At 66.4% G+C, this 26,791-nt stretch carries 17 protein-coding genes and 2 rRNA genes (1 of these 19 cut by a window edge); 8 read left to right on the plus strand and 11 right to left on the minus strand.

All coding sequences use genetic code 11. The features are described 5' to 3' along the window. Positions 1 to 93: 93 nt before the first annotated feature. A complete protein-coding gene (locus tag ACEPA4_RS19740) occupies positions 94 to 2,241 on the minus strand; it encodes a S46 family peptidase (RefSeq protein WP_053498782.1) in 2,148 nt (715 codons plus the stop codon). 122 nt (positions 2,242 to 2,363) lie between these two features. Here ACEPA4_RS19740 and ACEPA4_RS19745 point away from each other — a divergent pair, with 122 nt between their 5' ends. Both ACEPA4_RS19745 and ACEPA4_RS19750 read left to right on the plus strand, forming a co-directional pair. Then, the gene (locus ACEPA4_RS19745) at positions 2,364 to 3,140 is read left to right on the plus strand and encodes a hypothetical protein (RefSeq protein ID WP_065177808.1); all 777 of its coding nucleotides are present in this window, start codon (positions 2,364 to 2,366) and stop codon (positions 3,138 to 3,140) included. Then, positions 3,137 to 4,237: a hypothetical protein gene (locus ACEPA4_RS19750; RefSeq protein WP_065177807.1), complete on the plus strand. Its 1,101-nt coding sequence runs from the start codon at positions 3,137 to 3,139 to the stop codon at positions 4,235 to 4,237. The genes ACEPA4_RS19745 and ACEPA4_RS19750 overlap by 4 nt, the downstream gene beginning before the upstream one ends. A gap of 51 nt (positions 4,238 to 4,288) precedes the next feature. On the opposite strand, the gene ACEPA4_RS19755 is transcribed toward ACEPA4_RS19750, so the two are convergent. The 4 genes from ACEPA4_RS19755 to glyQ form a co-directional block, all read right to left on the minus strand. After that, positions 4,289 to 8,146, minus strand: coding sequence for a translocation/assembly module TamB domain-containing protein (locus ACEPA4_RS19755; RefSeq protein WP_262090209.1), 3,858 nt, complete (start codon positions 8,144 to 8,146; stop codon positions 4,289 to 4,291). Next, positions 8,143 to 9,939: an autotransporter assembly complex family protein gene (locus ACEPA4_RS19760; RefSeq protein ID WP_032954656.1), complete on the minus strand. Its 1,797-nt coding sequence runs from the start codon at positions 9,937 to 9,939 to the stop codon at positions 8,143 to 8,145. Before ACEPA4_RS19760 ends, ACEPA4_RS19755 begins: the two co-directional genes overlap by 4 nt. Positions 9,940 to 10,183: 244 nt before the next feature. Next, entirely contained in the window at positions 10,184 to 12,259 is a 2,076-nt protein-coding gene (gene glyS / locus ACEPA4_RS19765; RefSeq protein ID WP_262090211.1) for a glycine--tRNA ligase subunit beta, read from the minus strand. 87 nt (positions 12,260 to 12,346) lie between these two features. Further along, a complete protein-coding gene (gene glyQ / locus ACEPA4_RS19770) occupies positions 12,347 to 13,258 on the minus strand; it encodes a glycine--tRNA ligase subunit alpha (RefSeq protein WP_049412007.1) in 912 nt (303 codons plus the stop codon). Positions 13,259 to 13,341: 83 nt separating this feature from the next. On the opposite strand from glyQ, the gene ACEPA4_RS19775 reads away from it, so the two are divergent. The 3 genes from ACEPA4_RS19775 to ACEPA4_RS19785 are packed head-to-tail and all read left to right on the plus strand — an operon-like array spanning position 13,342 to position 16,856. Next, positions 13,342 to 15,177: a GspE/PulE family protein gene (locus tag ACEPA4_RS19775; protein WP_164229347.1), complete on the plus strand. Its 1,836-nt coding sequence runs from the start codon at positions 13,342 to 13,344 to the stop codon at positions 15,175 to 15,177. Beyond that, positions 15,149 to 15,895: a glutamine amidotransferase gene (locus ACEPA4_RS19780; protein ID WP_005420445.1), complete on the plus strand. Its 747-nt coding sequence runs from the start codon at positions 15,149 to 15,151 to the stop codon at positions 15,893 to 15,895. The genes ACEPA4_RS19775 and ACEPA4_RS19780 overlap by 29 nt, the downstream gene beginning before the upstream one ends. A 49-nt stretch (positions 15,896 to 15,944) precedes the next feature. Next, positions 15,945 to 16,856, plus strand: a complete 912-nt coding sequence (locus ACEPA4_RS19785; RefSeq protein WP_005420447.1) for a BPSS1780 family membrane protein — start codon at positions 15,945 to 15,947, stop codon at positions 16,854 to 16,856. An 83-nt stretch (positions 16,857 to 16,939) separates the two neighbouring features. Here ACEPA4_RS19785 and tatC read toward each other — a convergent pair whose 3' ends face one another. From tatC to ACEPA4_RS19805, 4 genes are all read right to left on the minus strand, one after another. Then, a complete protein-coding gene (gene tatC / locus ACEPA4_RS19790) occupies positions 16,940 to 17,689 on the minus strand; it encodes a twin-arginine translocase subunit TatC (protein ID WP_005420449.1) in 750 nt (249 codons plus the stop codon). After that, on the minus strand, positions 17,686 to 18,144 hold the full coding sequence (gene tatB / locus ACEPA4_RS19795; protein ID WP_053500646.1) for a Sec-independent protein translocase protein TatB: 459 nt from the start codon (positions 18,142 to 18,144) through the stop codon (positions 17,686 to 17,688). The genes tatC and tatB overlap by 4 nt, the downstream gene beginning before the upstream one ends. Before the next feature lie 15 nt (positions 18,145 to 18,159). After that, the gene (gene tatA, locus ACEPA4_RS19800; protein ID WP_262090215.1) at positions 18,160 to 18,387 is read right to left on the minus strand and encodes a Sec-independent protein translocase subunit TatA; all 228 of its coding nucleotides are present in this window, start codon (positions 18,385 to 18,387) and stop codon (positions 18,160 to 18,162) included. A 75-nt stretch (positions 18,388 to 18,462) separates the two neighbouring features. Beyond that, a complete protein-coding gene (locus tag ACEPA4_RS19805; RefSeq protein WP_005420455.1) occupies positions 18,463 to 19,356 on the minus strand; it encodes a YSC84-related protein in 894 nt (297 codons plus the stop codon). 165 nt (positions 19,357 to 19,521) lie between these two features. Between ACEPA4_RS19805 and hemH the strand changes: the two genes are divergently transcribed. The 3 genes from hemH to ACEPA4_RS19820 all read left to right on the plus strand — a co-directional run bounded on the left by hemH (position 19,522) and on the right by ACEPA4_RS19820 (position 23,732). After that, positions 19,522 to 20,484, plus strand: a complete 963-nt coding sequence (gene hemH, locus ACEPA4_RS19810) for a ferrochelatase (protein WP_095378512.1) — start codon at positions 19,522 to 19,524, stop codon at positions 20,482 to 20,484. Continuing rightward, a complete protein-coding gene (locus tag ACEPA4_RS19815) occupies positions 20,481 to 21,335 on the plus strand; it encodes an alpha/beta fold hydrolase (RefSeq protein WP_065196770.1) in 855 nt (284 codons plus the stop codon). Before hemH ends, ACEPA4_RS19815 begins: the two co-directional genes overlap by 4 nt. Before the next feature lie 291 nt (positions 21,336 to 21,626). Next, positions 21,627 to 23,732, plus strand: a complete 2,106-nt coding sequence (locus ACEPA4_RS19820) for a methyl-accepting chemotaxis protein (protein WP_235649974.1) — start codon at positions 21,627 to 21,629, stop codon at positions 23,730 to 23,732. A 391-nt stretch (positions 23,733 to 24,123) separates the two neighbouring features. Here ACEPA4_RS19820 and rrf read toward each other — a convergent pair. Beyond that, positions 24,124 to 24,238: ribosomal RNA gene (gene rrf, locus ACEPA4_RS19825) — 5S ribosomal RNA — on the minus strand. Positions 24,239 to 24,363: 125 nt separating this feature from the next. Beyond that, a 23S ribosomal RNA gene (locus ACEPA4_RS19830) occupies positions 24,364 to 26,791 on the minus strand; it runs 452 nt beyond the window's last position.

Consider the following 26,791-nt stretch of genomic DNA (forward strand, 5'->3'; position numbering starts at 1 on the left):
CGGCCGGGTGTACGGGCTCGTTGGGGGCAACCGCCCCCACCAGTGTAGGGGCTTACGCGGTGCGGGCCACGACCGTGGGTCGTGGCCGGCTTCTTACTGGGCCGGCACGCCCATTTCCTTCAGCAGTTCCGGCGCCGGGTAGACCTTGGCCAGCAGCCAGCGCAGGTAGCGCATGTCCACGTGCACGGCACGCTTGTAGCGCGGGTCGAACCACCAGCTGGCGCTGACCGACTCCCAGTTGCTGTCAAAGTTCAGGCCGATCAGTTCGCCCTTGGCATTGAGCACCGGCGAGCCGGAGTTGCCGCCGGTGGTGTCCAGGTTGGTCAGGAAGTTGACCGTCTGGGTCTTCAGTGCCGGATCGGCGGTGCTGCCGAAGTCACCCTTGGCGATCGCGGCCAGCAGCGGCTTGGGTGCGTCGAACGGATAGGCGTTGGTGTTCTTCTCGACGATGCCGGCCACGGTGGTCACCGGCGAGTAGGTCACGCCATCGCGCGGGTGCAGTGCCTCGACCTTGCCGTAGCTGATGCGCAGGGTGCGGTTGGCATCCGGGTACACGGCGCGGCCCTGCTTGGCACGCCAGGCGAACAGCGCCTGCATGTAGGCCGGGCGCAGGCGCAGCTGCTCGCCCTCGCGGGTCTTGCTTTCGTTCTCGATGCGCAGCTGCGCGGCCACCAGCGGGCCGGCCACGGCGATCAGCGGATCGGCGGCCAGGGCCTTGCCTTCGCGCGCAGCCGCGAAGCGCGACAGGCGCTGCGCCTCGTCACCCAGCTGGGTGCCGGCGTACAGGGTATCCAGTGCCTTGGCCAGCTGCTGCGGGGTACGGCCGAAGGCGGCGTCGAACTCGGCCACGCGCTGCGCGTCCGGCAGCTGCTGGTAACGGGTCAGCAGGGTGGTCAGCAGGGCCTTCTCGACCTCCGGTGCGTAGCGGCGCTGGACCTGCTTGAGCACGCCTTCGATCATCGCCTGGTCGCGCTGCTGGTAACCGCTCTCGCGCTGCGCGTCCGGTTTGGCCGATTCGATGCGCAGGCGCTCCAGCAGCAGCGCCGAGCGCAGCAACTGGCTCTGTGCGGCCATCTGGTCCAGCAGCAGGTCACGCTCGCCCACCGCCGCGCCCTGTGACAGGTTGGCCAGCAGCGCCTTGATGTCGCTCTGGTACCTGCGGTCGGTGGCGGCCAGCATCGCGGTCTCGTCGGCGGCACGCTGGGCCTTGGCGTCGCTGCGCAGCAGACCTTCCAGCTCACCGGCGGCGCGCTTGCGGTTGTTCTTCAGCGACTGCAGCTGCGAAGCGTAACGGGTACGTGCCTGCGCGTCCTTGGCAGTTGCCGCCTCGATGGTGTCGATCATCTGCTGGAACACCGAAACGCGGCGCGGCAGCACGGTGTCGATCTGGCCGGCGAATTCTGCCGCGGTACGGTGGCGGTAGGTGATGCCCGGATAACCGGCCAGCATCGCGTAGTCGCCCTCCTTCGGGCCCTCCACCGACATCTGCAGGTGTGCCGGCGCCTGGTAGGGCACGTTGTCCTTGCTGTAGGCGGCCGGCTTGCCGTCCTTGCCCACATAGGCGCGCAGCAGGGTGAAGTCGCCGGTGTGGCGCGGCCACATGAAATTATCGATCTCATCGCCATAGTTGCCGATCGCACGCGGCGGCGCGTACACCAGGCGCACGTCGCTGAGTTCCAGCTGGGCGATGCGGTAGAAGTCGGTGCCGTAGTACATGTTGGCCACCGAGCAGCGCACGCTGCCATCCTTCTCGCATTCGGCCACGATCTGCTTGCTGGCCGCATCGACGGCATCGAAGTAGGCACGGCCGGTCTTGCCGCGGGCCTGCGCCAGCACCTGGTCGGTCACCTTGTCGAAGCCGACGGTGACCAGCACGCGGAAGTCCGGGTTGGCCGGGCGCTCATCGGCACGGTCCCTGGCGATGAAGCCACCGTTGATCAGGTCGTGCTCTGGGGAGCTGTTGTACTGGATCACGCCCATCGCCACGTGGTGATTGGTCAGCAGCAGGCCGTCGCTGGACACGAACGAGCCGGTGCCGCCGCCCGCGCGCACCACCGCGCTCAGCGGCGGCGCGGTGACATTGGCCAGGTCGGCCGGATTGCCCTTGAAGCCAGCGGCCTGCAGCGGCTTGGCCAGGTCCGGCAGCTGGGTCGGCATCCACATGCCTTCATCGGCGTGGGCACCGGCGGCGAGAGTCAGGCCCAGGGCCAGGGCGGTGGGAAGGGCTTTGCGTGGTGACATGAGGCAATCCGGTACGACAGAACAGCCCGGGACCATAGCCGCTGGGGCCGCATGGGGCAACGGCTGATGGTTGGGGGCACCGATGCTGGCTAGAATCAGGCACGGATACTAGGGAAGGACCGATGATCGCAGGAATCGATCTGGGCACCACGCATTCGACAGGGCCATCTGCCGCCGAGGCGCTTGCCGACCGCATCGTCCGCAACGGTCAGCAACGCGATCCGGCAGACTTCGCAGCCTGGCTGCAGCAGTCCCCGGAACCGCAGCCCCCTGCGGATGCTGGCGCGGTGAACCTGGCAACCTGGCAACGGCTGATGAAGGGCACTACGCCGTTCCCGCAAGCGAACTTCGAGCAGCTGGCCGACCGCTTCCAGTGGTATGACCGGGACAGTATCCGCGAGTGCTACGACATGGCCGCCCTCGGCCACAGCATGCACCTGTGCTGGTTGCTGGTGCCAGGCAACGAGACCGCGCTCGCCCGTTACATGCATCTTGAGAATGCGCCGGTTTCGGTGGTGCAGGCCCGCACCCGTGTCGCCCGGCTCAGTGGCCCCTGGCACCCACTGCGCGCGCGCATCCAGGCGCTGTCCGCGGGCACGCGGCACGAAATGCGTGAAACGCTGCATTACCTTGTCGGCGTGCCTGTGATGGCGCACGTGGCGCTCCCACCGCCGTTGCAGCGCAGGCAGGTCATGTTCTGGGCGGCCGCATGCGACGCCCTGCACCATTCCGTGCCGTCACGCAGACGCTTCACGCGGCGAACGGTCGCTTTGGCACTGCTTCTGACGTGCGCCCTGCTGGCCGCCATCGCAATCCTCCGCGGGGCATTTTCCAGCTCCCCCGGCAATGCAGACAGTGATCGTTCAAGCCTGCAGCCCCCACACGAGGCAAACCCATGAGCAACTGGATGGACCTGCTGGAGCGCGCCAAATCCACCGACCCGCAACCTTTCGCGGTGTACCTGCAGGGTCTGCGCAGCCAGTGGTCCCTGGACGAGCGCGCTGAAGCCAGTGCTAGGGTGCTGCAGGCGCTGCGCGCGCGGCAGGCGCCCATGAACCTGTCCGAAGCCGCGGCGCTTTACCAGGCCTTCGGCTGGGACGACGCGGGCTGCGGCCTGGCACCAGGCGAACTGCGCGAGCTGGCCGAACACGCCTGGCAGGACTGGCTGCAACTGCCCGCGCAGACCGATCTGCTGGCCCAGCAGATGGAGGCGCGTGGCGGACGCTGGACCAGCCACGATGACGCTGCCAGCCGCCTTCAGCAGCTGCGCGAACCGCGTTCGCACCTGCGCAACCTGATGTCCGCGCTGCCGCTGCGCGTGCCGCGCCAGGCCGCAGCGTTGATGGACGTACTGGGCTGCCAGGAGGACCGTCCTCTGCCGCCCGGCATCGATGCGGGCCAAGCCCGCTTCTGGGCCGGCGCCAGCGATGTCACCCGCCTCACCGCAGCACAGTTGTCATTGCTGCGTGCACTGCTGGCAAGCGTGGCGCTGACGTTGATGGCCTTCATCGCGTTGGCCACCACCCAGATCGCCAACACGCTGCTGCCCTACCAGTCGGAAGAGCAGCGCAGGGCGATCGTGCTGGGCACGGCAGCGCTGGCGCCACTGCTCGGCACGCTGCTGGCCATTGGCCTGCGTCATCTGTTCGTCTGGCAGAGCGCCCCTGAAGACCCGTCCGTGCCGCCTTCCCGGCTGCGTTGGCTGGCCCTGCCGGTCGCCTGCGCAGCCATCGCAGTGGTCGGTACCGCCGTCTACCTGTGGGTGCCCTCGCCTTCGCTGTGGTTGGCACCGCTGTGCTGGCTGCTGGCCTGGACCGTGCTGGCCACGGCATGGATCCGCTACCAGCTGCGCCGGGGCAAGCCCGTCCGCATGGAATTGCCAGTGTCATTCCTGATGATGCTGTCCGTGCTCAGCGTGCTGCCGGCGCTGCTGGGTGCGCTGCTGCTGTGGAGCATGGACCTGTCCGGGCACCGCCAGCGGCTGCGCCGCAGCTGAAGAAGCCGGGGGTCGGACCCTTTCAACGAAAGGGCGCCGCCCCCGACCCGGTCATTTCTCCCGCCGCCAGTTGATCGAACCACGGTTTTCCACCGTGCTCGATTCCACTTCCACATCAAACCCGCGGCGCAGCAGGTACTTCAGCGTGATCACCGAACCGGCGCCCACCAGCGACACGCCGTAACCCACGTAAAGCTTGGGCGAGATGTACTTGCCGACGCCGATCACCGAACCACCCAGCGCGCGCGACTGGCTCACGCCTGCATCATCCAGGCCCAGCTTGGCACCCAGCTGCGAGGCGAGCAGGCCACTGCCAGCCGAGAGCGCCGCCGAGGCCGCGTTGACCTGCTGCGCCTGGTCGCTGCTGGCGCCGGTCAGGCTGCGTCCCAGCACCAGATAGGCCAGTGCCTCGGACTGCGACATCGCCGGATCGGACCACACGTCGGCACGCGGTTGCTGGGCACGCCCGGTCACGTCGATGCCGGCGGTGACATCACCGATGCGGCGCTCGGCGCGGATGTTGATGCGCGGGTCGGACACCGCGTTGTAGTTCCAGTTGAGGTTGCCACGGGTGATGGTCAGGTCCTGCCCATACGCCTTGTAGCGGCCGCTCACTTCCAGGCCGCCATTGGCGGTCATTTCGCGGCCGGGCTTGGCCCAGACCTGCATCTTGCCGGTCAGCGCGCCCTTCAGGCCGAACCCGGTCATCTTCACCTTGTCGCCCAGGCTGACCGTCAGGTCCATGTCCAGCGGCGAGGTGCGCGACTCTTCCGGATCGGCCGGGTCGAGCACCACCACGTCTTCGGACACCGAGGTGCCGCGGTCCAAGCGTTCCAGATCGATGTCGGCCTCGGGCACGTGCACGGTGCCGCGCAGCTCCATCGCCGCCTTGGCCAGGGTGAAGTCGAGGTTGGGGTTGGCGACGATGCGCAGTTCGCTGGTGTTGGACAGCAGCACGTTCTCGCCATGGATCTTCAGCTGCAGCGGCTGCGCATCGCCGAACCACGACAGGCCACCGTCCACGTACAGCGTGCCCTGGCCCGAGTTGGCCTGCGCGGTGATCTTGGCCGAACCATCGGGCTGGGCCACGAAGCTGCCCTTGCCCTGGTCGAAGGTCAGGCCCAGCGCGGGGAATTCGCCCTTGAAGTTGCTCAGCTGTGCGTCACCGCCCAGCGACGGCTGGCCTCGCGTCCCGCGCAGGCTGACGTGGCCTTCGATCAGGCCGGTCGGTCGCACGATGTCCGGCGAGAACAGCTCCAGCCAGTACAGCCGCGACATGTTGAGGTAGAGCTCACCATTAAGCGGCGCACTGGCTTCCCAGCCGGTCTGCATCTTGGCGTCGACGAAGCCATTGCCCTGGAAGCCCATGCCCAGGTAGCCCTTGATGCTGGCCGGGGTCATGTCGAGCTTCAGCGAGAACTGGTCATAGCGCACCAGCTCGCCGCGGGTGGTATCGCCCACGGTGTTGCGGTTCTCGCCCAGGCGCACGCCGCCTTCCTTCGAGCGCACCTCCACATGGCCTTCCCAGGCGTTGCCGCGCGGGCGGATGTGCGCGTCCAGGCTGACATCGCCGCGAAGGTAGATGCGGCGCCCGGACTGCGGCGGCAACCACGGCTGCACCAGCGCCAGCGGCAGCGCGTCGCTGCGCACCACCAGGCCTTCGCGCGGCCAGTTGGCCTGTGCGCACAGCGCGCCGCTGCTCGCGGCGGCCAGGCAGGCTTCGGACAGGGTGTAGGTGCTGCCGTTGATCGCGAACGCCGCCGGTGCACGCAGCGCCCAGGCATCGCCCTTCACCGGTGCGATGCGCAGCGACGCCAGTTCGCCACGCCACTGCGTGCCCTGCTGGCGCACGCTGCCCTGCAGCTCGACCGCACCCATCTCGTTGCGGGTCTGCGCGGCCAGGCGCAGGTTGGACACACTGCCCTGTGCGTCGATGTTCAGCCGCTCCAGCAGCATGCCCGCGTTGACCTGCTGGCCCTGCACGGCCAGCGTGCCGCTGTCGCCGCGCCACGGCAGGCGGCCCTTGATGCTCACGCTCTCGGTACCGTAGCCATCCCAGTTGAGGTTGTTGCCGACCAGGTCAGCGGTGATGTCCGGCGCATCGCGCGGGCCCTTCACCTGTACCTGGCCACGCAGGCCACCGTCGGCGGCCGGCAGCAGGTCGCTCAACTGCAGCGGCTCGAAACGCGCATCGATGTCGAGGCGGTCGCCGACCTTGCCCGACACGGTCACCCGGCTGCTGCCCAGCGACAGCTTCAGGTCACCCTGGCCCTGCGCGCCCTGCAGTGCGAACTTGCCCTGTGCGTCGAGATTGCGCTGGCGCAGGATGCCCTTCAGCGAGGGCAGGTCCACCGTGGCTTCCAGCGTACCCGAGGTGCCCGGTGCGGCATTGGCCGGCGGCGGCAGCTGGCGGCCCTTGGAGGCCAGGTTGCCGGACAGGCGGCCGTTCCAGCCCGGCACGAAATATCCGGGGTCGAAGTCCTTCAGCGTGGCCTTGGCGTCCCAGTCCAGCTGCGGCGCCCACGCCACCTGGCCTTCCACCTGCAGCTGGCCACCGGGCGTCTGCGCCTGCAGCTGGTGGATCGACGCGGCCTGGTCGTTGCCACGCACATCGAAGTGCAGCTGCGCCTTCTGCTTTTCGCGTTCGACCTCGGCGCGGCCGATCGCCGCCCAGGCCTTCAGGGTACCGGCCAGGCCGAAGCGTGCTTCCTTCAGAGTGACCGGCACCGGTGCGCTGCCGGCGGTGTTCGGATCGGGCGCCGGTACATAGGTCAGGTCACGCGCGACCACCGAGAAGTTGAGCTTCTGCTGGTTTTCCTGGCTGAAATCGGCGGTGCCCTCCAGGCGGGCTTCGCCACCGAGGCCCTTCAGCAGCAGCGGCGAGACCTTCAGTACCTGGTCCTGCAATGACACCATGGACGGTGCCAGTTCCAGTTCCTGCTCGCCCTGCTTCACCCTGCCACGCAGGTTGGCATTGCCGCCCTTGCCAGCAGCGGTGAAATCCAGCGACAACGGCGTGATCGCCGAGCTCGCCAAGGCCGGCGACAGCAACGCCAGATCCAGCTCGTCGCTGCGCACGCTGGCGTTCCACGTCGGGTCGGTGCGGCCATTGAACACCAGCATCGCGTGCAGCGGCTTCGGTGCACGCCCGGCCACCGCCACTTCCATGTGCGACAGGTCACCGCGGGCGACCAGGCCGACGGTAGCGGCTGTGCGCCCACGCGGTGCCGGCAACACCGCCGTCACCGTCACGTCGGTGTCGTAGTCCTTGGCCGGGATGTAACGGCCCTGGGCAGTGAAGTTGCCCATGTCACTGTCCACCACCAGCTTGTGCGCCTGGAACTCGCCGTTGGCGATCTCGATGCCGCCGCGCACGCGGCTGATGTCGATCACCGGTTCGTTGGCTTGGCTGATGCGGAAGCCATCGATGGCGATGGCATCGGCCTGGATCGCCAGCGGCATCTCGATCTGCGGTAGCGAATCGGGCCACGACGGCAGCTTGAACGGCTCATCGCTCTTGGCCAGGTTCAACGTCGCGTTGGTCAGCTCCAGCTTGTCCAGCAGCAGCTTGCGGCCCAGCAGCGGGCGCAGGTCCGGCTCCAGGTGCGCACGCTCGGCGTGGAAATGGATGTCGTCATAGCGGAAGTCGACGTTGTACAGGGTCAGCGGTCCGGCCACCGGGCCGTCCACCTTGTCCCAGGTGAAGCTGGCGCCCACCGGCAGCCGCGCCACCACCTGGGCCAGCAGTACGTCACGGCCGGCCACGGTCTGCAGCAGCCAGTACACCGCCAGCAGGGCCAGCAGCACCAGGCCGATCACGCCGGCGCCGGACCATGCCCAGAAGCGGCGACGGCGATAGAAACGCACGCGTGGCGGCGGGGTGTTCGGGGTCGGTGCGGGCGTGCTCACAGGTCCGCTCCGATGTTCAGGTACAGCTGGAACTGCGAATCCGGGTTGTTCAGGCCGTGCGCCACGTCGATGCGCACCGGGCCCACCGGCGATTTCCAGCGTACGCCGAAGCCGACGCCGGTATGCAGGTCGATGGTGTTGTCGAAGGCACTGCCGGTATCGACGAACACCGCCGCACCCCAGGGGCCACCGTTGAAGTAGTGCTCGTACTCGGCCGAGCCGATCACCAGGTTCTTGGCACCCAGCGCGTACTTGTCCGGCTTCGGCGTACGCGGGCCGACCTCACGGTAGGCGTAGCCGCGGATGCTGCGGTCACCACCGGCGAAGTAGCGCAGGCTCGGCGGCATCGCCACCAGATCGCTGGTCCAGGTGGTGCCGCCCTCGCCGCGCAGGATCAGGCGATTGCTTTCACCCACCGGGATGTACCAGCGCAACACGGCGTTGGCCTGCACGAAGCTGGTATCCGAGCCGGCGCCTTCCACGCCGGCACGCACCGTCGCAGCGCCGCTGATGCCCTTGCGCGGGAACATCTCGTCGTCGACGTTGACGTAGTCGGCAACCATCTGCGGGTACACCAGCGTCGAGGTGTTGTAGACGGCGTCGGTGAATTCGGTGCCGGAGGCATAGCGCCAGCGCTCGCGCAGCGCGTTGATCGAGGCGATCGCGGTCCAGTGTTCGTTGATCTCGCCGCTGCGGCTGGCGATCAGCTTGAAGTTGCGCAGGTCGATGTAGTCGGTCTGCTCGTCATACGCGCTGGCAGCGAAGGTGTACCAGCCATCAAGCCAGTTGAAGGCCGGAATGCGGTAACTGGTAACCAGGCTCTTGCGCTTCTGCGCATAGTCCAGCTGCGTGTTCATCTTGTGGCCGCGGTTGTTCAGGAACCGCCGCTCGATGCCACCGCGCACACCCGGGCCGCTCTCGCTGCCGTAGCTCAGGCCTGCGGTGTAGATGGTGCGCTTGGCCCGGGTCAGCTTCACGTCCACCGGCACTTCGCCGTTCTCGTCGGCCTGGTCCGGGCGCGGCTGGATGTCGATCACGCTGAAGTAGTCCAGCTTCGTCAGCGACTCGCGCAGCCGGTCCAGCTTGCCCTCGTGGTAGTAGCTGCCCTGGTCCCAGTACACCAGTGGATCGAACAGCTTGTCGACGAAGTAATCCTGCTCGAAGCGCACCGGGCCCATGTTGTAGCGGCGGCCGCTGTCCCAGGTCAGGTCGATGTCGGCGGCGTTGTCGGCGCGGGTGATCTGCACCTGGCGCTGGGTGTAGTCGGCATCGAAGTAGCCGCGCTCGGCCAGGCGCCGGGTGATGGTGATCTTGCTGGCTTCGTACTGGGTGTGCTCGAAGCGCTGGCCCTTGCGGGGCTTGAAGGCGGCCAGGTCGTCCTGCAGGTACTGGTCGTACATCGCCGGGCCGGTGATGTCGATGTGCTCGCGGCGCACGGTCACCGGGGCGCCCTTGTCGACATGGATCAGCACGCGCACGTGCTCGTCCTCACGCGGCGCCTCGACCTTGATCACCGGGTTGTAGTAACCGAACGGCTCCAGCGCCTGGCGGGTCTGCCGCTCGGCCTGCGACAGCAGGTACTCCAGGCGCGATTCGCCCTGCTCCTTGCCGATCGTGTCGTACAGCGACAGCGATTCCTGGATGTTCTCGATGATTGCGGCGTCGTCGCCCTTGTCCAATCCCTTGATGTCCACCTTGTCGATGGTGCCGCGCGCATGGACCACGGAAGTGGCGGCCAGCGACAGGACCATCAGCGGCAGGGCGTATTTCTTTGGCTGCATGCGGCACAGCATACCGACCGGAGGTGACGATGCGAAATGCATCACGTCATTGCGGATCGGTTGTTAAGTGGCGGTCAAAATACACCGCAAAGTGTCGATTGTCGCAACCGACCAATCAGGATGCCGGCATCGTCCACGATGTCGGCAATGACCCCGATAGACAACGCCGGCGATGTTCCGGTAGTGCCGGCCGCTGGCCGGCACCCCACAGATCGGGGGCAATGCCGGCCAGCGGCCGGCACTACCGATACGGGCGTCAGCTCGACAGATGCTCGATCGCCGCCACCTTGCCCAGGCGCTCGCCCAGCATCGTCAGCAGCGCCAGGCGGTTGCCACGCAGTGCCGGATCTTCCGCGTTGACCATCACGCCATCGAAGAACGCGTCGACCTGCGGACGCAGGCGCGCCAGGCGTGCCAGCACCGCCACATAGTCCTTCTGGTGCAGGCTGGCGCCGGTGTCATCGATGGCGGCGGTGACCGCTTCGGCCAGCGCGCGCTCGGCATCTTCCTGCAGCAGTGCCGCGTCGATCTGCGCCGGAATCTCGCCCTCGGCCTTGCGCAGGATGTTGCGGATGCGCTTGTTGGCCGCAGCCAGCGCCTCTGCCTCCGGCAGCGCGGCGAAGGTGCCGATCGCATCCAGGCGGCGATCGAAGTCGTACAGCGAGGCCGGCTTCAACTCGGCCACCGCGTTGAAGTGCGTGGCCGGCACGCCCTTGTCGCCGTAGTAGCCCTTCAGGCGGTCGAGGATGAAGTCGTACAGCTCGCCGACATCGGCCTGCACGTTGCGCGCGGCCAGGCCGGCATTGGCGCTGGCCATCAGCGCGCGCAGGTCCAGTTCGAAGCCGCTTTCGATGATCGTGCGGGCCAGGCCCAGCGCATTGCGGCGCAGCGCGAACGGGTCCTTGTTGCCGGTCGGCTTCAGGCCTGCAGCGAAACCACCGGCCAGCGTATCCACGCGTTCGGCTATGGCCAGCACCTTGCCCAGCGGCGACAGCGCGATGTCGTCACCACCGAAGCGTGGCTGGTAGGCCTCGTCGATGGCCAGCGCCACGTCGGCCGATTCACCACCGGCCACGGCGTAGTGGCGGCCGGCGATGCCCTGCAGTTCCGGGAATTCGTTGACCATGCGCGACTGCAGGTCGTTCTTGGCCAGCTCGGCAGCCCGCTTGGCCTGCGCCGGATCGGCACCGACCTGGGCTGCGATCACTTCGGCCAGTGCGGCCACGCGCGCCACCTTGTCGGCCACGCTGCCCAGCTTGGCCTGGTAGGTCACCGTCTTCAGGCCGTCGCCCATCGACATCAGGCCCTGCTTCAGGTCCTCGTCGAAGAAGAACTTGGCATCGGCAAAGCGCGGGCGGATCACCCGCTCGTAGCCCTTGGCCACTTCGGCCACGTCCTTCGATTCGATGTTGGCGATGCCGATGAACTTCTCGGTCAGCGTGCCGGCGGCATCCAGCACCGGGAAGAACTTCTGGTTGATCTCCATCGTTTCGATCAGTGCTTCCTGCGGCACTGCCAGGAAGGCGCGTTCGAAGCTGCACAGCACCGCCGACGGCCATTCGACCAGGTTCACCACCTGCTCCAGGTTGTCGTCGGTGATGCGGGCGCTGCCACCGGCCCCGGCTGCAGCGGCCTCGACCTCGGCGACGATGCGCGCACGTCGCTCGCTCGGGTCGACCAGCACGAACGCGGCGCGCAGCGCTTCAACGTAATCCTGCGGCTGCGCCAGCGACACGGCCTGGTCGTGGTGGAAGCGATGGCCACGGCTGGCACGGCCGGCCTGCAGGCCGAACAGTTCGGCCTCGACCACGTTGGCGCCGTGCAGCAGCACCAGCCAGTGCGCCGGGCGGGCGAAGCCCCAGGCGTGATCGCCCCAGCGCATCGGCTTGGGAATCGGCATCGCCGCGATCGCCTCGCGCAGGATTTCCGGCAACAGGCTGGCGGTGCTCGCGCCCGGGGTCACCGCGCGGTGCACGAAGCGCTCGCCCTTGTTGTCGGTGGTCTTCTCCAGCGCGGTCCAGTCGATCCCGGCCTTGGCGGCGAAGCCCTGCAGGGCCTTGGTCGGCTGGCCTTCGGCGTCCAGCGCGATGTTCAGATACGGGCCCAGCACTTCGCTGTGCTGTTCCGGCTGTTCCAGGCCGACGCCCGGCAGCAGCACGGCCAGCCGGCGCGGGGTCGACAGCGGGCGGGCATCGCCCAGCTCCAGCGCGACGCCACGCTTGCGCAGGCCTTCGACAACACCGTCGAAGAACGCCTGGGCCAGGCCCGGCAGCGCCTTGACCGGCAGCTCCTCGGTGCCCAGTTCGATCAGCAGGGGGGACAGTTGGCTCATCGGTTCGATCCTGTGGTGGGGGCGCAGCGCGCAACGCGTCCGGCGCCCCGGGTAGTTGATGAAAAGCGGGACGGTGCAGGAAGGCGGTCAGGCCTTCTTCGCACCCGGGAAGCCCAGCTTCTCGCGCTGCTCGTAATACGCCTTGGCCACCGCCTGGGCCAGCGCGCGCACGCGCAGGATGTAGCGCTGGCGCTCGGTCACGCTGATCGCGCGGCGCGCATCGAGCAGGTTGAAGGTGTGGCTGGCCTTCATCACCTGCTCGTAGGCCGGCAGCGGCAGGCCCACTTCCACCAGCTTCTGCGCTTCACGCTCGCAGGCATCGAAGCGGTGGAACATTTCGTCCACGTCGGCGTATTCGAAGTTGTAGGTGCTCTGCTCCACCTCGTTCTGGTGGTAGACGTCGCCGTAGGTCACCGGCTGGCCGTCCGGGCCGTAGGTCCAGACCAGGTCATAGACGTTGTCGCAGTTCTGCAGGTACATGCACAGGCGCTCGAGACCGTAGGTGATCTCGCCCAGCACCGGGCGGCACTCCAGGCCACCGGCCTGCTGGAAGTAGGTGAACTGGGTCACTTCCATGCCGTTGAGCCAGACTTCCCAGCCCAGGCCCCACGCGCCCAGCGTCGGCGATTCCCAGTTGTCCTCGACGAAGCGCAGGTCGTGCACCAGCGGATCAATGCCCAGTGCCTTCAGCGAATCCAGGTACAGCTGCTGGATGTTGTCCGGCGCCGGCTTCATCGCCACCTGGTACTGGTAGTAGCGCTGCAGGCGGTTCGGGTTCTCGCCGTAGCGGCCGTCGGTCGGGCGGCGCGACGGCTGCACGTAGGCCGCGTTCCAGCTTTCCGGCCCGATCGCCCGCAGGAAGGTGGCCGGGTGGAAGGTACCGGCGCCCACCTCCAGGTCGAGCGGCTGGATGAGCACGCAGCCCTGCTGGGCCCAGAACTGGTTCAGGGTCTGGATCAGGCCCTGGAAGGTGATCGGAACGGTCGGGGTCGCGGACATGCGTACGAGTCTTGGCCGGCAAGGGGGTGCGCTAGTATAACGGCCGACCTGCGGGGCATTCCGTACCCGGGAGGAGCAGGCAGATGGAACATCGGCTGCCGGTGGGCACGCCCGGCGAGCCAGGCGGCGTCCCGCTGCCGTGGGGCCGCCTGCATTTCGAGCAGGTGGGTGCGGCGCTGCTGGCCGACGGCCTGGTCGCCGAGCACGAGGGCGAGCGCATGCGGTTTTCCGCACAGGGCGCGCGCAATGCCAGTGAAGTGCACCCGCTGGTGCTGCTGTCCAACCTCAAGCTGGCCACCCGCGACGGCGGCGAACTGACCCTGGAACGCCTGACCGAATGGCTGGCCCAACGCACCGGCACCCGCTACCTGCGCATCGATCCGACCCGGGTCGACGTCGCTGCGGTCACCGCGCTGGTCTCCCACGCCTATGCCCGTCGCCACCGCTTCCTGCCGCTGGCAGTGGATGCCGAACGGGTGCTGGTGGCCACCAGCGAGCCGCTGGTGCAGGAATGGCGCCGCGACCTGCAGCACCTGACACGCCGCCGCATCGAGCTGGCGGTGGTCAATCCGCTCGACCTGCACCGCTACACCATGGAGTTCTACGGGGTGACCCGTTCGGTGCGTGGCGCGCGCGGCGACGTCCGCGGCGAGGCCAACACCACCCTGCCCAGCTTCGAGCAGCTGGTCGAGCTGGGCCGCACCGGCGACGTCAATGCCGACGACCAGCACATCGTGCACATCGTCGACTGGCTGCTGCAGTACGCCTATGAGCAGCGCGCCTCGGACATCCACCTGGAACCGCGCCGCGAGATGGGACGCATGCGCTTCCGCATCGATGGTGTGCTGCACAAGGTGTTCGAGGTGCCGCCGGCAGTGATGACCGCGGTGGTCAGCCGCATCAAGGTACTCGGCCGCATGGACCTGGCCGAGCGCAGGCGCCCGCAGGACGGCCGCATCAAGACCCGCTCGCCGGGTGGCCGCGAGGTCGAGATGCGCCTGTCTACCATGCCCACCGCCTTCGGTGAGAAGTGCGTGATGCGCATCTTCGACCCCGATGCCGCCTTCAAAAGCATCGACCAGCTCGGCTTCAGCCCGCAGGAGGCCGCTGGCTGGAATGCACTGGTCGAGCGCCCGCACGGCATCGTGCTGGTCACCGGCCCGACCGGCTCGGGCAAGACCACCACCCTGTATTCCACGCTGAAGCGGCTGGCCACGCCGGACGTGAACGTGTGCACGGTGGAGGACCCGATCGAGATGATTGCGCCCGAGTTCAACCAGATGCAGGTGCAGGCCAACATCGACCTGGACTTCGCCAGCGGCGTGCGCACCCTGCTGCGGCAGGATCCGGACATCATCATGATCGGCGAGATCCGCGATCTGGAAACCGCGCAGATGGCGGTGCAGGCCTCGCTGACCGGCCATCTGGTGCTGTCCACCCTGCACACCAACGATGCACCGTCGGCGGTCACCCGCCTGCTCGACCTGGGCGTGCCGCACTACCTGCTGGCCAGCACCCTCAACGGCATCCTCGCCCAGCGCCTGGTGCGTACCCTGTGCCCGCACTGCAAGCAGCCGCACACCCTTGGTGCTGCCGACTGGGCGGTGCTCGCTGATAGCCAGGCTGCATATCCAGATGCCGCCACGCCCTGTCGTCCGGTCGGTTGCCTGGAGTGCCGGCGCACCGGATTCCTCGGCCGCATCGGCCTGTATGAGTTGCTGCCATTGGGCTCGCGGCTGCGCGGGCAGATCCGCGCCGACATGGATCTGGCCGGTTTCACCCGTGCCGCGCGCGCTGAAGGGCTGCGAACCCTGCGCCAGGCCGGGCTTGAAAAGGTGGCGCAGGGGCTGACTACAATCGAGGAAGTCCTGTCAGTGCTGCCGCCCCCGGATGAACCCAGCCCCCTTCCTGATCCTTGAAACCGGCCGCCCGGTACCGTCGCTGCGCCGCTACGGGCGCTTTCCGCACTGGATCCGCGTCGCCGCCGGGCTGGAGGAACATGAGACGGTGGTGGTCGATGTCGAACACGGTGGCGCCCTGCCCGATCCGCACGGTTTTGCCGGGGTACTGGTGACCGGTTCGGCCGCCTTCGTTACTGACCACGCCGACTGGAGCGAGCGCAGCGCGGCGTGGCTGCGCCAGACCGCCCACGCTGACCTGCCAGTGTTCGGCATCTGCTACGGCCACCAGCTGCTGGCGCATGCGCTGGGCGGTGAGGTGGCCTACAACCCGGCCGGGCGCGAGTCCGGCACGATCGAACTGGAGCTGCAGCCACAGGCGGCACAGGATCCGCTGTTCCAGGGCCTGCCGCAGCACTTTGCCGCCCACGCCACCCACCTGCAGACCGTGCTGCGCGCGCCCGACGGTGCCGAGGTGCTGGCACGCTCGCCGCTGGATGGCTGCCACGCGTTCCGCTGGGGGCGCCAGGCCTGGGGCGTGCAGTTCCACCCCGAATTTGCCACCCACCACATGCGCGGCTACGTGCGCGCCCGCGCCGACTGCATCGGCCGCCACGGCGGCTGTGCGCGCAGCATCGAGCGCGCAGTCAGCGCCGCACCGCTGGCCCGCCAGCTGCTGCGCCGCTTCGTCCGACAGGCGCGGCTGTCTTCAGCCCAGCCGGCGGCAAAACAGCGATAATCAGCGGCACGGGCAACCGCCCGTCCCCTCCTGTCCTTCCCGGATGTCCATGAAAGAGATTCGCAAGCTGCCGGCCTCGGCGGGCGCCCAGTGGTTGCTGGATACGTTCTCGCTGTATCGGCGTGCGCCGCTGCAGCTGGCCCGGATCGGCCTGGCCTGGCTGCTGGTGAGCTGGGTGGTCACCCTGTTGTCGACGCTGATTCCCGGCGCCGCCGGCATGGCCGTGCAGCTGATGACCCTGGCCATCTCGCCGATCATGTTCGGCGGCATGCTCTACGCCGTGGGTGAGATCGACGAAGGCCGCCCGGGCCTGTCCTCGCACCTGCTGCAGCCGATCCGCGACCACCGCGTCAGCCACCTGCTGGTGCCGCTGGCGATCCAGGTGCTGGCGGTGCTGCTGCTGGGCGCGTTGCTGTTCATGATGATCGGCCGCGAAGGCTTCACCGCCTTCAGCGAGGTCATGACCAAGATGGAAGAGATCAGCCGCAGTGGCCAGCAGATCAAGCCGGACGATGCCGCGGCGCTGGTGGCCAACCTGCCGGCCAAGCGCATCGCGCTGTGGATGCTGCTGGTGTTCCTGAGCGCGGTCGCACTGTCGCTGGCAATGTTCACCCAGCCGGCGCTGGTGGTGTTCGACAAGCAGAGCGGCATGCACGCGCTGCGCCTGAGCCTGCAGGGCTGCATCGAGAACATCGGCGCGATGATCGTGTTCGCCGTGCTCGGCCTGATCGCCGCGTTCTGCATCTACATCCTGTTCGTGATCGTGATCCAGATCGCGATGCTGATCGGTGGCCCGCTGGCCGCCGCCTTCATCGCCCAGCTGGTGCTGACCACGGTGCTGATGCCGCTGTATGTCGGCGCGGTCTATGCCGCGTGGAAGCAGATGTTCGTGCACCGTGGCAGTCGCGCCGCACCGCCGGTCCCGACCACCCCGACCTCAAGCGACATCTTCCACGCCTGACGAAAAAGGGGACGGAGGGGATTAAGTCGTTTGTGCCACTGTGCCGATAGCGACTTAATCCCCTCCGTCCCCTTTTGTTTTTTTCAGGCGGCGGGTTTCTTCACGGCCGACGACGGCACCAGCCAGCGTGCGGCGTGGATGCCCAGCTCGTAGAGCAGGCACATCGGGATCGCCAGCATCAGCTGCGAGACCACGTCCGGCGGGGTCAGCACCGCCGCCAGCACGAAGATGCCGACGATCGCGTAGCCACGGCCTTCCTTGAACTGCTGCGGCGTCACCCAGCCCAGCAGCACCAGGATCACCATCGCCACCGGCAGTTCGAAGCTGCCACCGAAGGCGAAGAAGATCGCCAGCACGAAATCCAGGTAGGCATTCGCATCCGGGGTGATCGCGATCACGTCCGGGCTGAAGGTGGTCAGGAAATGGAACACCGCCGGCAGCACCAGGAAGTAGGCGAAGGCACAGCCGGTGTAGAACAGCAGTACCGAAGACACCAGCAGCGGCACCGCCAGGCGCTTCTCACGCGCGTAAAGCCCCGGGGCGACGAAGGCCCACAGCTGGTACAGCAGCCACGGCACCGCCACGAACAGGGCAACGAAGAAGGTCAGCTTCAATGGCGCGAAGAAGGCGCCGGCCGGATTGGTCGCGATCATCGTCTGCCCGTTGGGCAGCTGCGAGACCAGCGGTTCGGCCAGCGCGTTGTACAGCTTCTGGGTAAACGGCAGCAGCGCCAGCAGCACCACGCCCAGGCCCAGCAATGCGCGCACCAGGCGGCCGCGCAGTTCCACCAGATGTTCGACCAGCGAGCTTTCGCCGAAATCCTGTTCACTCATGGCTGGCGCTCCGTGCGCTGCGGCGTCGGAGCACCGGCTTCAGGGGGTGTCGCCGGCATCGGCTCTGGCGCAATGCCCTCCTGTACCGGTGCATCGGCAGGCGGCAGGCCGCCCATATGCGGCGGCGGATCCGCAGGCGCCGGCGCGCGTACTTCCTGCGCCAGCGCATCGCCCTGCTGCTGCGCCTGCTGCGCTTCGCGACGGATCGCCTCGCCGCTGGCGCGCAGCTGGTTCTCGGTGTCCTGCATGCCCTGGCGCACCTCCTGCATTTGCCGCTTGATGTCCTCGGCCTGCAGTTCGCGTTCCAGTTCCTGTTTCACCGAATCCCACTGATTGCGGGCACGGCGCACCCACAGGCCGGCGAAGCGGGCCGCCTTGGGCAGGCGCTCGGGACCGAGCACCACCAGGGCGACCACCGCGATCACCAGCAGTTCGCTGAAGCCGATATCGAACACCGCAACCGCTCCGGATCAGCGAGCGTTACGGTCGTGCTCGTCCTGCGCGGTGCGCGAGGCGTCCTGGCTGCGCGACTCATCGCCCAGCTGCGCGCTCGGCTTGTCTTCGTCGCGCATGCCCTTCTTGAATTCCTTGACCGCCGAGCCGAGGTCCTTGGCGCCACTGGTCAGGCGCTTGGTGCCGAACACCAGCAGGACGATGGCCAGCACGACCAACCAATGCCAGATGCTGAAACTGCCCATAAAGACGCTCGTTACGTTAGTGATCAGGCTGTCGAGCATAGCGCACCGGCTGTCAGCCGGCGCGCGTGACGAAAGTCAGTTCCCGCCCAGCGTTTCCGTGCGGATTTCGCCGTCGTTGACCGGCTGGAAACCCTGCTGCTGCGGCGGCGGGTTCTGCGGCACGTTCTGCAACGGCGCGGTGGTGGCTTCGGTTGGGGCGGCCGGCGCTGCCTGAACAGGCGCCGGCGCAACCGCCGGGGTCGCCGCCGGACGCGGTGCACTGCCACCGTTGCCGTTGCGATTGTTGCGGGCGGCGTAGGTGGCCTCTTCCAGACGATCACGGAAGGCGACCACGTCCATCGACGGCGAACCGGCGGCGCGACCTTCGAAGATCATGCGCGGCGTGGTGTTGCTGCCGTAGGCGTCAAGGTTGGCGGCATCGTCGATCTGCAGCACCGCACCATCCAGCGCGACGCCCGCGAACAGCCCACGGGCACGCGACCAGGACCAGATCTCGGCCTTCAGCTGGCCGTCGGTGGCGGCGGCGGCATTGCGGCCGACCGGACCGGCGGCAACGCCGGCATCGGCGCCGAGCGTGAACTTGCCGTTGACCAGGTTGTCCAGGCTGCGGTCGTTGCGGAACACCAGCACCACATCCGAAGATTGCACGCCGGCCTGGAAGCCGATGCTGCCACCGGTGAGCTTCACGAACACCGGGTTGGACCATGCGCCATTGGGCATGCGCACCGACATCAGGCCGTGGCCACGACGACCGCCAATGACAAGACCGGCCTTGATCGTGTCGGGAATGACGATGACCGCGCGGCCTTCGTCGAGCAATTTATCCGGAATGCCCTGTTCAGGAATTTCCTGGATTTCGGCCAGCACGCGCACGGCGTTGCGGGCGCGCTGGTCTTCCTGCGGTCCGGCCATGGCCTGGCTGGACAGCAGGCTGGCGGCGATCAGCAGGGCTTGGATCGGGCGACGCATGGCAGGCTCCAGAAGTCAGTCCATAGGAAGATATAGCAAGTGACTGAAATTAGTGGTGTTGTCATGAATCCCCAATGAGCGTTCCCTGCCCGCATTGATGCGCGCTATGCCTGCAATCCGAACCCTGCATCCCGGTGCGGCGCCGGATAGGCGACAATACCGCCCATGCTCGACGCACCCGATACCGCCGTGCTGGCGGTCAACCTAGGCACGCCCGAGACGCCGACGGCCCCCGCCGTACGCCGTTACCTGGCCGAATTCCTGTCCGACCCGCGCGTGGTCGCGATTCCGGCACTGCTCTGGCAGCCGCTGCTGCGCGGGCTGATCCTGCCGCTGCGAAGCGGCCGGTCGGCGGCCAAGTACGCCCAGGTCTGGCTGCCCGACGGCTCACCGCTGATGGTATATACGCGCCAGCTGGCGCAGGCCATGCAGGCCCTGCTGCCGACCCTGACGGTACGCCATGCGATGCGTTACGGCGAACCGGCGCTGGCCGGCGAGCTCGACCGTCTTGCCGCCGACGGCGCGCGCCGGATCGTGGTGTTGCCGCTGTACCCGCAGTACTCCACCACCACCACCGCCTCGGTCGAAGACCGGGTCGATGCGTGGCAGCGCCGCAACCCGGGCGTGACCGTGAGCCTGGTGCGGGATTACTCGGTCGATCCCGGCTGGGTCGAGGCCATAGCCGGATCGATCCGCCGCTACTGGGAACAGCACGGTCGCGGTCAGAAACTGATGTTCTCCTTCCATGGTATCCCGCAGCGCCTGGCCGACGCGGGCGACCCGTATCCGCAGCGCTGCGAGGCCAGTGCGCAGGCCATCGCCAATGCACTGGGCCTGGTCAAGGACGACTGGCAGATGGGTTACCAGTCGCGCTTCGGCCGCGAGCGCTGGTTGCAGCCGTATGCCGAGCCCAGCCTGTGGGCGCTGGCCGAGTCCGGCGTGAAGCAGATCGACGTGGTCTGCCCCGGATTCGCCACCGACTGCCTGGAGACGCTGGAAGAGGTTGCGCTGGGCTTCACCGAAACACTGGCCGAGCGCGGTGCGACGATGCGCTACATCCCCTGCCTCAACGCCGAGCCGGAGCATGCACGCGCCCTGGCACGGCTGGCCGTGTCCTCGCTGGCATGAGCCTGCAACCGTTTGAACTCCAGGTCGGGGGCGCACGCGTCGCCGGCCTGCGCAACCACGGCGGCGGCCCACGCGTGCTGGCCCTGCATGGCTGGCTCGACAACGCCGCCAGCTTCGTGCCGCTGGCGCCGCACCTGTCGGCGTTGCAGCTGGTTGCCATCGATCTGCCCGGCCACGGTCACAGCGCGCACCTGCCGATGGGTGCCAGCTACACCACGGCCGCCGCGATCTGCCACGTACTCGATGTCGCCGACGCACTGGGCTGGGACCGATTCAGCCTGCTCGGCCATTCGATGGGTGCCGGCATCGCCAGCCTTACCGCCTCGGTCAGCGACCGTGTTGATCGGCTGGTGGCGATCGAAGCACTCGGCGGCCTGCGCGGTCCCGAGGAAGAAACGGCGCATCGCCTGCGCGAGCATGTGAACGCCACGCGCGCGTTGGCACGCAAGCAGCTGCGCGTGTTCCCCGATCTGGCAGCGCCGATCCGCGCGCGGATGATGACCAACCAGCTCAGCGAACCCTGCGCACGGCTGCTGGTCGAGCGCGGCGTGGAACCGGTCGAAGGTGGCTACCGCTGGTGCAGCGACCCGCGCCTGATGCTGCCCACTGCGATCCGCCTCAGCGAAGGCCAGATCGACAACCTGCTGCAGGCCATCACCTGCCCGACGCAGGTGATCTATGCCACGCCGGCGCAGTCCTACTATCCCGAGCCGATGCGCAGTGATCGCCTGCAGCACCTGCGTGATGGACGGCTGGCCGTGTTTCCCGGCAACCACCACCTGCATATGGAAGACCCGGCACGCATCGCCGAGGTGATCCTGCGCTTCCTCGGCAACGACAACGCCGGCTGAGTCGCAGCGTCCGCTGCACTTCATTCTGCGCACTTCCGGCCGATACATCAGTTGCGGGCCACTGCGTCCGCAGCACGTGGGCCCGGTCGGGCCTGCGGCGTGTGTCTGGTCCTGCAAGGAAGTCCGCATGCCCGCTCCATTGCTCCGTCACCCACAGGATGTGGTCACGGCGCCCCGTCTGCGCGACGTTGATTGCGTCGCATTCCCCGAATTCCCGGTCCATGCCCTGGCCACGCACTCGTGCGTGCGTCACCGTGTGGCCGTTGTCGTCTGCTGATCCAGGAGTCGCCGATGTCCGCTGCATCCACTCGCCCCCCCGATACCGCCCGCCTGCCGCATCTGCAGCGGCTCGCCCACCGCGCTGACCGCCGATTGCTGATCGGCAGTGCGGCACTGGCGGTGGCCGGCCTGGTGCTGGCCCTGCGCGGGCCTCATGTCCTGACCGCCTCGCTGGTCGCGGCCGCTGTGCTGCCTGCCATCTGGCTGGCCGGTCCCAAAGCGGGCCATAGCGTCACCCGCAATGGCCTGGCGCTGTTGTTGTCGCTGCAGCTGGCATGGCTGTGCGCGATCGCGGGCTTGTCACCGGCGTTGCCGATTGCACTGCTGCTGGGCGTGCTGTTGAGCCATCGTGATCGCCTGCCGGTATGGCTGGCCGGTGGCATCGGCACGCTCGCGCTGTTGGCGCCGCTGCTGCAGGGAGCAGCAGTGGGACCTACCTTGCTGCAGGCGGGCCTGTTCGCCGGGCTGACGGCATTCCTCGGCCAGGTCGCGCTGCGCCTGCGCCAGCAGACCGAGGCGCTTGGCCACGGCCCGCGCCGGCTGGCTGCGCTGGCCCGCGACATCGCCACGGGCACCGACCTGGGCGCACATGCCGACACCGCATCCTATGCACCCGGCTCGTTGGCCCATGCGCTGGCCGATACCGCGCGCCACGTCCAGGCCCAACGTGGGCGTGAGGCTGAGGCGCATGCCGAGAATGCGCAGATCCGTCAGGCGCTGGATGCCTCGCGCACCGCGATGATGATCGCCGACAATGATCACGTGATCCGCTATGTGAACCGCTCGGTGGTGGCTCTGCTGCGCAACCAGCAGGCGACACTGCGCCAGGCCTTCCCTGACTTCGATGCCGAACGCCTGGTCGGCAGCAGCATCCATCGCTTCCATGCCAACCCGGACCGCATCCGCGCCATCCTCAATGGCCTGCAGGCCAGCCACAACGGCAAGGTACAGATCGGCCCGGTGCACTTCGCCCAGGTGGTCACCCCGGTGTTCGATGCACAGGGCATGCGCCTCGGTTTCGCCGTGGAATGGCATGACCGTACCCAGGAGCTGGCGCTGGAGAACGCCGTGGCCGGCATCGTCGCTGCTGCCGCTGCCGGCGATCTCGGCCAGCGCCTGCAGGCAACCGAAGGCGCCAGCTTCCTCGATGGCCTGACCGGTGGCATCAACCAGCTGCTCGATACGCTGGGCAGCACCGTCAACGACGTGCGGCAGATGCTTTCGGCGCTGGCCAACGGCGATCTCGATCGGCGCATGCACGGTGAGTACCACGGTGCCTTCGCCGCGATCCAGCGTGATGCCAACGCCACCGCCGGCCAGCTGGCGCGCATGGTGGGCCGCATCCAGCAGTGCGCGGCCTCGATCAGTACCGCCGCCAGCGAGATCGCTGCAGGCAATGGTGCGCTGTCCGAGCGCAGCGAGCGCCAGGCGGCGCACCTGCAGGAAACCGCAGCCTCGATGGAGGAGCTGACCGCCACCGTGCGCCAGAACGCTGCGCATGCGCGCGAGGCCAGTGAGCTGGCTGCGTCCACGCAGAACGCCGCCAGTGATGGCAACACCGCGATGCAGCGGGTTGTCGACACCATGCAGGCGATTGAAGGCGCCTCAAAGCGGATCGGCGACATCACCGGCGTGATCGATGGCATCGCCTTCCAGACCAATATCCTCGCGCTCAATGCGGCGGTGGAAGCCGCACGTGCCGGTGAGCAGGGCCGTGGCTTCGCCGTGGTGGCCAGCGAGGTGCGCGTGTTGGCGCAGCGCTCCGCCGCCGCCGCACAGGAAATCAAAAAGCTGATCGATGAGGCAGGCCGACAGGTGGGTGAAGGTGCCCAGCTGGTGGCCGACGCCGGCCAGCGGATGCAGGGCATTGTCGGCGGCGTGGAGAATGTCAGCCATCTGATGCGTGAGATCTCGGCGGCCTCGCAGGAGCAGTCGATCGGCATCGAGCAGATCAACCAGACCGTGGTGCAGATGGATCAGGCCACGCAGCAGAACGCGGCGCTGGTGGAAGAAGCCACCGCGGCCGCACGCGAGCTGCAGACGCAGGCGGGGACGCTTACCGAGGCAGTATCGGTGTTCCGCCAGCAGGAACCGCACGAGGTCCCGCGGGCCGCCTGATCCGGGCCTGCAATGCGATCCTGATCAAGACGGCGCCCGCAGGGCGCCGTTTTTTTGCCTGCTTTTGCGTGATGGGTCAGGAAAAGTCCGCTTCCGGACCTGCCGTGAGGAGCGGCCAACCCTGTTTGGCGCCGCATCCACACACGGCGTGGATCTACCGGTAGTGCCGGCCGCTGGCTGGCAATTACGGCCTCGCCCACTGTCTGACCTCCCGCCGGTAGCGGCCAACCTTGGCTGGCGCTGTGGCTGCCCGCAGAGAATATCCACGCATCGCGTGGATCTACCGGCCGGTGTGCAGCCATGGCGGTGCCGGCCAGCGGCCGGCACCACCCGCATTTCCTGCGCACAAAGAAAAACCCCGCTGCGTCAGCAGCGGGGTTTTGGGTATAAACCCTGGCGATGACCTACTCTCGCATGGCTTGAGCCACACTACCATCGGCGCAGCTGCGTTTCACTTCCGAGTTCGGGATGGGATCGGGTGGTTCCACAGCGCTAATTTCACCAGGGAGGCTTTTGGAGTGTCGCACTCGTCCCTGGGGACAAGGCGCCAGCCTCGCATAGTTCTTGTGACGTAGCGTGCACTTGGATGCTCTTACGACGCTGTCGTAAAGCCAAGGCAACTTGAGGTTATATGGTCAAGCCGCACGGATCATTAGTATCAGTTAGCTCAATACATTGCTGTACTTACACACCTGACCTATCAACCACGTAGTCTACATGGTTCCTTCAGGGGGCTTGTGCCCCGGGAGATCTCATCTTGAGGCGCGCTTCCCGCTTAGATGCTTTCAGCGGTTATCGCTTCCGAACATAGCTACCCGGCAATGCCACTGGCGTGACAACCGGAACACCAGAGGTTCGTCCACTCCGGTCCTCTCGTACTAGGAGCAGCCCCTCTCAAATCTCCAACGCCCATGGCAGATAGGGACCGAACTGTCTCACGACGTTCTGAACCCAGCTCGCGTACCACTTTAAATGGCGAACAGCCATACCCTTGGGACCGACTACAGCCCCAGGATGTGATGAGCCGACATCGAGGTGCCAAACACCGCCGTCGATATGAACTCTTGGGCGGTATCAGCCTGTTATCCCCGGAGTACCTTTTATCCGTTGAGCGATGGCCCTTCCATACAGAACCACCGGATCACTAAGTCCTAGTTTCCTACCTGCTTGATCCGTCGATCTTGCAGTCAAGCACGCTTATGCCTTTGCACACAGTGCGCGATGTCCGACCGCGCTGAGCGTACCTTCGAGCTCCTCCGTTACTCTTTAGGAGGAGACCGCCCCAGTCAAACTACCCACCATACACGGTCCCCGACCCAGATAATGGGCCCAGGTTAGAACGTCAAGCACGACAGGGTGGTATTTCAAGGATGGCTCCACCACAGCTAGCGCCATGGTTTCATAGCCTCCCACCTATCCTACACAGACGAACTCAACGTTCAGTGTAAAGCTATAGTAAAGGTTCACGGGGTCTTTCCGTCTTGCCACGGGAACGCTGCATCTTCACAGCGATTTCAATTTCACTGAGTCTCGGGTGGAGACAGCGCCGCTGTCGTTACGCCATTCGTGCAGGTCGGAACTTACCCGACAAGGAATTTCGCTACCTTAGGACCGTTATAGTTACGGCCGCCGTTTACTGGGGCTTCGATCAAGAGCTTCGCCTTGCGGCTGACCCCATCAATTAACCTTCCAGCACCGGGCAGGCGTCACACCCTATACGTCCACTTTCGTGTTTGCAGAGTGCTGTGTTTTTGATAAACAGTCGCAGCGGCCTGGTTACTGCGACCCTCTTCAGCTATAGCTCGCACGAGCCACCAAAAAGGGTGCACCTTCTCCCGAAGTTACGGTGCCATGTTGCCTAGTTCCTTCACCCGAGTTCTCTCAAGCGCCTGAGAATTCTCATCCTACCCACCTGTGTCGGTTTACGGTACGGTCTGCGTAAGCTGAAGCTTAGGAGCTTTTCCTGGAAGCGTGGTATCAGTGACTTTGCCATAAAGGCTCGTCTCGGTGCTCGGTCTTAAAGGATCCCGGATTTGCCAAAGATCCAAACCTACCGCCTTTCCCCAGGACAACCAACGCCTGGTACACCTAACCTTCTCCGTCCCTCCATCGCACTTACGCGAGGTGCAGGAATATTAACCTGCTTCCCATCGACTACGACTTTCGTCCTCGCCTTAGGGGCCGACTCACCCTGCGCCGATTAACGTTGCGCAAGGAAACCTTGGGCTTTCGGCGTGCGGGTTTTTCACCCGCATTATCGTTACTCATGTCAGCATTCGCACTTCCGATACCTCCAGCAGACTTCTCAATCCACCTTCAACGGCTTACGGAACGCTCCTCTACCGCGCATAACAAAGTTATGCACCCCAAGCTTCGGTTCTGTGCTTAGCCCCGTTAAATCTTCCCCGCAGACCGACTCGACCAGTGAGCTATTACGCTTTCTTTAAAGGGTGGCTGCTTCTAAGCCAACCTCCTGGCTGTCTGTGCCTTTCCACATGGTTTTCCACTTAGCACAAAATTTGGGACCTTAGCTGTGGGTCTGGGTTGTTTCCCTTTTCACGACGGACGTTAGCACCCGCCGTGTGTCTCCCATACAGTCCGTCTCGGTATTCGGAGTTTGCAATGGTTTGGTAAGTCGCGATGACCCCCTAGCCATAACAGTGCTCTACCCCCGAGAGGATACATATGAGGCGCTACCTAAATAGCTTTCGAGGAGAACCAGCTATCTCCGGGTTCGATTAGCTTTTCACTCCTAATCACACCTCATCCCCTACCTTTGCAACGGGAGTGGGTTCGGGCCTCCAGTGCGTGTTACCGCACCTTCACCCTGGGCATGACTAGATCACCCGGTTTCGGGTCTACTGCCCGCGACTATGCGCCCTTATCAGACTCGGTTTCCCTTCGCCTCCCCTATACGGTTAAGCTTGCCACGAACAGTAAGTCGCTGACCCATTATACAAAAGGTACGCAGTCACTCCTTGCGGAGCTCCTACTGCTTGTACGCACACGGTTTCAGGTTCTATTTCACTCCCCTCTCCGGGGTTCTTTTCGCCTTTCCC

Source organism: Stenotrophomonas sp. P2112 (assembly GCF_041897515.1).
GTDB classification, from domain to species: Bacteria; Pseudomonadota; Gammaproteobacteria; order Xanthomonadales; family Xanthomonadaceae; genus Stenotrophomonas; species Stenotrophomonas sepilia.

Coding starts and splice junctions, on each gene's coding strand:
- ACEPA4_RS19740 (WP_053498782.1), bottom strand. CDS start 2,241: ATGTCACCACGCAAAGCCCTTCCCACCGCCCTGGCCCTGGGCCTGACT.
- ACEPA4_RS19745 (WP_065177808.1), top strand. CDS start 2,364: ATGATCGCAGGAATCGATCTGGGCACCACGCATTCGACAGGGCCATCT.
- ACEPA4_RS19750 (WP_065177807.1), top strand. CDS start 3,137: ATGAGCAACTGGATGGACCTGCTGGAGCGCGCCAAATCCACCGACCCG.
- ACEPA4_RS19760 (WP_032954656.1), bottom strand. CDS start 9,939: ATGCTGTGCCGCATGCAGCCAAAGAAATACGCCCTGCCGCTGATGGTC.
- glyS (WP_262090211.1), bottom strand. CDS start 12,259: ATGAGCCAACTGTCCCCCCTGCTGATCGAACTGGGCACCGAGGAGCTG.
- glyQ (WP_049412007.1), bottom strand. CDS start 13,258: ATGTCCGCGACCCCGACCGTTCCGATCACCTTCCAGGGCCTGATCCAG.
- ACEPA4_RS19775 (WP_164229347.1), top strand. CDS start 13,342: ATGGAACATCGGCTGCCGGTGGGCACGCCCGGCGAGCCAGGCGGCGTC.
- ACEPA4_RS19780 (WP_005420445.1), top strand. CDS start 15,149: ATGAACCCAGCCCCCTTCCTGATCCTTGAAACCGGCCGCCCGGTACCG.
- ACEPA4_RS19785 (WP_005420447.1), top strand. CDS start 15,945: ATGAAAGAGATTCGCAAGCTGCCGGCCTCGGCGGGCGCCCAGTGGTTG.
- tatC (WP_005420449.1), bottom strand. CDS start 17,689: ATGAGTGAACAGGATTTCGGCGAAAGCTCGCTGGTCGAACATCTGGTG.
- tatA (WP_262090215.1), bottom strand. CDS start 18,387: ATGGGCAGTTTCAGCATCTGGCATTGGTTGGTCGTGCTGGCCATCGTC.
- ACEPA4_RS19805 (WP_005420455.1), bottom strand. CDS start 19,356: ATGCGTCGCCCGATCCAAGCCCTGCTGATCGCCGCCAGCCTGCTGTCC.
- hemH (WP_095378512.1), top strand. CDS start 19,522: ATGCTCGACGCACCCGATACCGCCGTGCTGGCGGTCAACCTAGGCACG.
- ACEPA4_RS19815 (WP_065196770.1), top strand. CDS start 20,481: ATGAGCCTGCAACCGTTTGAACTCCAGGTCGGGGGCGCACGCGTCGCC.
- ACEPA4_RS19820 (WP_235649974.1), top strand. CDS start 21,627: ATGTCCGCTGCATCCACTCGCCCCCCCGATACCGCCCGCCTGCCGCAT.